Raw genomic sequence first — 6,728 nt, forward strand, 5'->3', positions numbered from 1 at the left:
AAGCAGGGGGAGGACGTTTCCGCATGAGACCAACCTGGAAATGGGGGTTCGCCCTCGGTGCAGTGGCGCTTGCCACGGCTTGTGTGGTGGGTGGACGTGAAGCGAATCCAGATGACTGGCCGGGTATCGTTTCGCTCCAGTCTCAGCAGGGCAGGAATATCTATCATGAATGCGGTGCCTCGATGATTTCTCCGGAATGGGCCCTGACGGCGGCCCATTGCGTGGAAACAGTGCGGATTGAATCAGAAACAGGACGAGCCGCCCAATACCTTCCGGATGACCGGGGTGATCTTAAGCGCTTCGGACCGCTGTACGCCGTTGTCGGCGCAGGAACGCTGCTGGAGACGCCAAAGGACGCATCCTTTCCGGTAGACCGGATCGTCATCCACCCAGGCTATCGGTCCGGGCATGCCGAGTTGGGGGACGACCTTGCCCTCCTTCACATTGTCGGGCGCTGGGATGGCCCGCTTTCCCGCCTGGACGGGTTGACGGGCCGGGCACCCGACCCGGACTCGGCGCAAACCGAAGTCGTTGTGGCCGGATACGGGAACACAGAGGAACAGGGCAGCCAGGAAGAAGGCTTCAACCGGACAGGGCGGCACGTCAGCGCGCCAAGTCTCGCGCTGATGGAAGGCTTGGTGCCGCCGGTCGCCCCGGAGACGTGCAAACAGCAAATTGCCACGCTGATTGATAAATACGGGCTGGACCAGGAATTTGCCGGGGTCAGCGTTGATCCGGCGCTGCAGATCTGTGCCGGTAGCGGCGGAACGGATTCCTGCCAGGGTGACAGTGGCGGCCCGCTGGTGGCGCGGACATGGGAAGAGGGCCCCGTGCAAATCGGTGTGGTCAGTTGGGGGCTCGGCTGCGCTCGGCAGGACAGTCCTGGCGTTTATTCCCGCGTTTCTGCCTATGCGGAATGGATTTCCGGTGAAACGGGAATCGAACCGGACCTTGAGACACCCTCATCCCATCGCCCGGAATATGATTTGCCGCCTGGAGGGGAGAACGGCTCAGGCCACACCGAAGAATAAATTCATCCGATATTGCTGCAGAAGGCGGGGAAAACAGGCTTGCATCCCTTTTGGGCTGACTGTATGTGTCCGCCTTCCTTTTGGCAGGCACCCGTAGCTCAGCTGGATAGAGCACCAGACTACGAATCTGGGGGTCGGGCGTTCGAATCGCTCCGGGTGCGCCATTTTCCTTTAAACAATGAATCGGTTTCGGCGGTATCCCGTTCATTTGGGGCGCTGAAGACTATGTTGCGGCCCCGCATCCCCAATTCATTGGGGTCAGGTTTTGGAAACAAGAAATCAGTGACAAACGCATTGTCGTGCGTTTGCCACCGATCCGGTCTGATGGAAGCTTTCCGCTATGCTGCGGAGCTGACCTTCATGGCTTCTTGCGGCTCACTTTCCGAGGTGGCCAGCCCGGAGGATTGATAGTCCCGGGCCTGCTGTTTTACGAGCCGGGCGCCGATAAAATACAGGATGGGCATAATCAGCTCGACGCCAATCTGCTGCACCTTGTAGCTGCGACCGATAATCGGAATACTCCGGATGATCGGCTTGGCGACCCCGGCGCGATAGCGCCAGTCCCTCTTGCCCATATAGTTCTTGAAGTACGGATCGTTCTCCAGTTTCCATTTTTTCTGAAGATGGTTCAGGCTTTGGCGCTGCCAGTCCGGTGACCAGCGCAACATGAAGAAGGCGCGGTCCATCGGCTCAACAGCGTATGTGTTGCTTGGTACACAGAAGGAAACGACGGAGGATGGCTCCAGCATGATCCGGCCGCCTTTGGCCCAGACATTGATGCTGAAATCAATATGATCCTTGGAGCACGGCATGTTCTCATCAAACTCGCCAAGCCACGCAAAGGCGTTACGCCGTACCAGGAAGCAATGAACCTCGGTCACCTGAATTTCGGTGCGCTTGAGGTCGACATCCTTGATCTTCTCGCCCTGGTGTTTGAGGTGGCTGTCCGTGAGACGATGTTGTTCCTCTGTGCCATTGAAGAACGCATCCATGTCTTCTGCGAAGTCACCACCGGCCTGGTGAATTTCCGTGAACATGGGCAGTCCCTGGCAGATCAGGGGCTGGACGACTTCTGCGCCGGTTTCTTCTGCGCAGGTCACCGCGTTTACCAGCCAGTCTTCAGAGACCATCACGTCGTTTTCACAGTATGCGACGTAGGGTGTCGTCGCGAGGCGCAGACCGATATTCCGGGCCTGGCAGGGCGCCAGAAAATGATCATAGCGCAGATACCGGAACCCGTTTTTCTCGCAGATGGCACGGATTTCTTCCGCAACAGCTTTAGGGCTGCCGGCATCCACATAAATCAGGTCATAGGGACCGGTCGTCTTCTCGACGAGATTGTTCAGTGAGCGGGACGCCAGACTGAACCGGTCACGTGCGGTGACGATGACGGTGGCCTTGGTCTCAGTGTTCGTTGTCGAAGTCATTTCAGGCAGCTTCCTTTGCAAGACCGGCAGCATCACCGGGAGTGGAGGAGGGGGGCATCAGAATGGAGTTGTAAACGTCGATCAGGGCATCGGTCGTTCGCGGCAGCGCATAGGTGGTCTCAACGACCTGGCGGGCATTGGTGAGCATTTGCGGCCAACGGGCCTGCATACCGAGGATGCGGTGGATGGCATGCTCAAGCGCATCGACACTGCCTTCTTCGCACTGCACGCCGGTCTCACCGTCGATCACGAGTTCCGAGATGCCGCCATGACGGGTTCCCACGACCGGACGGCCGATCGCCATCGCTTCCTTCAGTGTGTTGACGGGTCCGTCCTGGCTGCCTTTTGAGCAGGTCATGGACGGCGCGAGGAAAACGTCACACTGGCGAATGAATTCCGCGATGGCCTTGTGACTTTGAGCGCCATGAAACGTCACGGCTTCGCCAAGCCCGCAATCGCGCGCCCGTTGCTCCAGTTCGGCACGCATGTCGCCGTCACCCACTATGTCGACAGCGATGCCGCGTCCGCTTGCCCGCGCGTATCGTGAGAGCGCAGCCAAAGCGACGTGAAATCCCTTACGCTCGATCAGGCGCCCGACCATGAGAAACCGGATGTCGCCATTGGAAACTTCGCTAATCGGCTGGAATGGGAAGCTTTCGAGGCGCATGCCCGACTCGACGATGCTGATCCGGTCTTCCGGACAGCCGATCGCGATTGCGCGTTGGCGGAAATATTCGGAATTTGAGATGAAGGCGTCAGCTTCCGGCCAGATATGATCGTACAGATGCTCACCCTGGGACGTAACCAGTTCGGAAATGTCATATCCCCGGAAATTGACAACCAGGTGACCGGACAGGAAACCCGCCCGGCGGTGTTTTATGACATGCTCTGCAAGCGGCGCGAATTGACAGTGGATGATGTCGTAATGCGCGTCTGACGGCAACTGAGCGGCCTGGTAAACGGCGGACAGGTTCAGGAATGTCCGCCGGTAAATGCCCGGCTGCATTCTGACCAGGCTGCCCATGCCATGCCGGGATACCAAATCCTTCAGAGTGCCGGGCAGCTTGCGCCAGCGATCAGAGAGATTGTCCGGCCAACGCATGTTTATCGTCGATTGTTCGAGGTGCAGGGGTTCGACTTCCGGAACAGAAAGTCCGGTCGCGTCGACATTCCCGATTCCGTACAGGTCAACGTCGTGCCCGGCTTCTACCAGGGCAGCCGCACTGTTCGCGATAAAGGCCTCCGACATCATCGGAAAAGCGTTTGTAAAGAACGCGATTTTCAATGCGAACTCCTCTCGGTTGCGCCGCTGTCGCTCTTTGATGGTGTTCGCTGCGTTTCGTGCCGTTTGGCATGCAGGTTGCAGGTTTGGAGACCAACGACGGAGCCACTTTTCAGTCTGATCCCAAGCAAGTCCGATGCCAGTCGAAAACGGCCGAAGACCAGGAAAGCGCTCAAGCAGAAGGAAGACCAATGCCCCCGAATTCGGTCACCGTTCTCGTTCCGACCTTCAATCGGGCCGAGTTGCTGCTGGAAGCGTTGGATTCCATCCTGGCGCAGACGAGGCGGCCGGATGAGATCATCGTCATCAATGATGGATCGACGGATGACACGATTGATCGCCTGAAAGCTTATCGAAATGACGTTTCAATCCTGAATCAGGAAAATGCCGGAAAATCGGCGGCGCTCAACAAGGCTTTGGAAGTTGCGAGAGGCGACCTGATCTGGGTGTTCGACGATGATGATATCGCCGAACCTGACGCGCTCGAGATCCTGCTTGAACTTCTGGAAGCAAACCCTGAGGCCGACTTTGCGTACGGCCGGCACGATCGATTTACAATTGCGCCGAACGGTCATGTGAAATGGAGCGACACAGGCTACTGGAGCGAAAGCCTGCCGGAAGATTTTCTTTTTGAGACGCTCCTCGACATGTTTGCGCACCAGCCAGGCATGCTGGTTCGGAAATCCTTGTACCGTAAAGTCGGTCCCTTTGATGAGACGCTGATCCGGTCTCAAGACTACGACATGCTGCTGCGGCTTGCCCAGCATGGCCGCCCCGCGTCCACAGAACTCGTCGTGTTCCACCAGAGGCAACACAATCGGCCACGCGGAACCGCCAGCAATGTGGTGGACGCAGCGGACCGCGATTCAAACTGGCGGCGCTTTGACAGGGAAATTTTCTCCCGGATCGATAAGGCCCTTCCTCTTGGCAAATACCTGCCAGCGGATTGCTCTCTGATCGAAACGGGGATGACCCGGTGGGCATTGATTCGCCGGGGGGTCGTCATGATCAGGAAGGGTATGTGGGAGGAAGCCAGCAAGGATCTGCATAGCGCCGCCTCGATATCCGGCGACCCGCTCGCCAGGGTTGAGATTGCGGATCTGCGCAAGGCTCTGATGATGAAGTATGGCGGAGAGGAGCGGTTTATCGATGAAGAAGCGAGTGCTCTGCTCTTTGATATCAAGCAATCGTCGCCTGTTGGTGCTCAAATTGCGCGCGCTGTCGCCCGGGCAATGGTGTGGCGCATCCGTCTTTCCTTGCAAACCGGGAAATTCTCACAAGCATTCAGGCTTGCTTCACTTGTGTTGCGTCTGAGTGTGCCCAGCGGGCTCGCTCCTCGGGAGGTTCCGTCCTCCTATGCCGGAAGGTAGACCTGTTATGGCCCGGAGTTTTTCATGAGCCCTAACCTGCTTAAAAAAGCTGGACAGGCTGTCGCGCTCAACGCGATTGCAAACTGGGTCACACTGATCGGGTCCCTGCTTTCAATCGTCGTTATCGCCCGCATCCTGACGCCGGACGACTACGGCGTGTTTGTGATGGCGCTTGTGATCGTGACCCTGCCGGATGCGATCGCATCCGGAACGTTGGGTGACGCCCTCGTTCAGCGCAAGGAATTGCGGCCGGGACATCTGAACTCGGTTTTCCTTCAGTCGTTCCTGTTTTCGATCGTCTCATGGGGAGTGCTCATCCTTCTGGCACCCCTGATCGCCAGGGCCTACGGCGAGCCATCTGTGGTGCCGGTTTTGATCACTACTGGCGCTGTTCTGCCGATTGGTGCTGTAATTGCTGTCCCGGCTGCGATGTTGCGGCGGGAGTTACGATACAAGGAAATCACGATCGTTGATATTCTTGGCACCGTAACGGCCGCTGTGATCGGGGTCGTCATGGCCCTGATGTGGCGAAACGAATGGGCGCTGGTGGGAATGGAGCTGTCCCGACGCATCGTGCGCCTGGTCGGTTTTCTTTTCTTCGCGCGATGGGTGCCCAAAGTGCAATCCAGCTGGCTGGATTTCAAAGAGCTGATCAATTTCAACCTCGTCAATGGCACAGGGAATATCCTTCAGACATTCGACCAGATGCTGCCAAAAACCCTGATCGGCATGACACTCGGATCCCATGCGGTTGGCGTGTTCAATTTGCCGACCCGTCTGTTCCAGCAGGCCAACCAGGCCTTGATTGCACCGTTCGCCGCTGTTGCAATGCCAGTTGCGTCGGCCATGCAGGATAGCCGTGAAAATCTGCATCAGGCCATGGATAGTGCAATCCGGATGTCTGCGTTGCTGGCGTATCCGACCTTCATGGGCGCTTTTGTGGTCGCACCTGTCGCTATACCGGTTGTATTCGGCGAACAGTGGACGCCGAGTGTACCGATTTTCCAGATCTATATGGTGATTGGCTTGCGCGCGCCCATCACAGCGATTGTGATGGGGGTCTTCCGTGGCGTAGGCCGGCCGGATGTCGTCGCGTGGATCACTCTGACATCCATTATCGCGACATCTGTGCTGCTCGCCCTTACTTATCAGTATGGTCTGGTTGCCATTGCTTTCGCCTTGCTTGCGAAACAGGTCATCACGTTCATCCTCAGTACCTGGATGATCCAGCGCGTTGTCGGCTTCAGCGTTGTTCGCCAGCTGGTGGCCGGTTCTTCCGCTTTCTTCGCCTCTTGTGTCATGGGCGTGGTGGTTTGGCTCTTCATGGATTTTATGCCAGATGGTGCGAACCCGCTGCTTCATGTCATCGCCACGGTAGTAGTCGGCGCGCTGGTCTATCCTGTGGCGCTTTACTTCTTCATGCCAAGGCTTGGGCGGCATATCCTGCGAGCGGTGCGTATACTCTTGTCAGGCCAGCCGCGCGAAGCATTGAAAACCGTTCGCGGTGCCCTGGCAGGGCAGGGCGGCTGACCGTCGGCAAATACATCGCCGAATTTTCGATCTGGAATGAGCGGCTCGAGACATGGGTGACAGATTGTACCGGACACATGGGTAACAC

General features: G+C 57.5%; 5 protein-coding genes and 1 tRNA gene. 4 read left to right on the forward strand and 2 right to left on the reverse strand.

From position 1 onward, the window contains the following. Window positions 1–23: 23 nt before the first annotated feature. Both HY17_RS07865 and HY17_RS07870 read left to right on the forward strand, forming a co-directional pair. Window positions 24–1,031, forward strand: a complete 1,008-nt coding sequence (locus HY17_RS07865) for a trypsin-like serine protease (RefSeq protein WP_034765406.1) — start codon at window positions 24–26, stop codon at window positions 1,029–1,031. 87 nt (window positions 1,032–1,118) lie between these two features. Then, window positions 1,119–1,195 (forward strand) — tRNA-Arg (locus tag HY17_RS07870). A 174-nt stretch (window positions 1,196–1,369) separates the two neighbouring features. On the opposite strand, the gene HY17_RS07875 is transcribed toward HY17_RS07870, so the two are convergent. Both HY17_RS07875 and HY17_RS07880 read right to left on the reverse strand, forming a co-directional pair. After that, window positions 1,370–2,458 carry a glycosyltransferase family 2 protein gene (locus HY17_RS07875; protein ID WP_051599826.1) on the reverse strand — a complete coding sequence of 363 codons (1,089 nt, stop codon included), beginning with the start codon at window positions 2,456–2,458 and terminating at the stop codon, window positions 1,370–1,372. Between the two features lies 1 nt (window position 2,459). Continuing rightward, on the reverse strand, window positions 2,460–3,743 hold the full coding sequence (locus tag HY17_RS07880) for a glycosyltransferase (protein ID WP_065383161.1): 1,284 nt from the start codon (window positions 3,741–3,743) through the stop codon (window positions 2,460–2,462). Window positions 3,744–3,826: 83 nt separating this feature from the next. Here HY17_RS07880 and HY17_RS07885 point away from each other — a divergent pair, with 83 nt between their 5' ends. Together HY17_RS07885 and HY17_RS07890 are read left to right on the forward strand one after the other, a co-directional pair. Continuing rightward, window positions 3,827–5,110: a glycosyltransferase gene (locus HY17_RS07885; RefSeq protein ID WP_197020248.1), complete on the forward strand. Its 1,284-nt coding sequence runs from the start codon at window positions 3,827–3,829 to the stop codon at window positions 5,108–5,110. Window positions 5,111–5,134: 24 nt separating this feature from the next. Next, on the forward strand, window positions 5,135–6,640 hold the full coding sequence (locus HY17_RS07890; RefSeq protein WP_034765411.1) for a lipopolysaccharide biosynthesis protein: 1,506 nt from the start codon (window positions 5,135–5,137) through the stop codon (window positions 6,638–6,640). The last annotated feature ends 88 nt before the right edge of the window (window positions 6,641–6,728 follow it).

It is taken from the genome of Hyphomonas sp. CY54-11-8 (assembly GCF_000682735.1).
GTDB lineage: Bacteria > Pseudomonadota > Alphaproteobacteria > Caulobacterales > Hyphomonadaceae > Hyphomonas.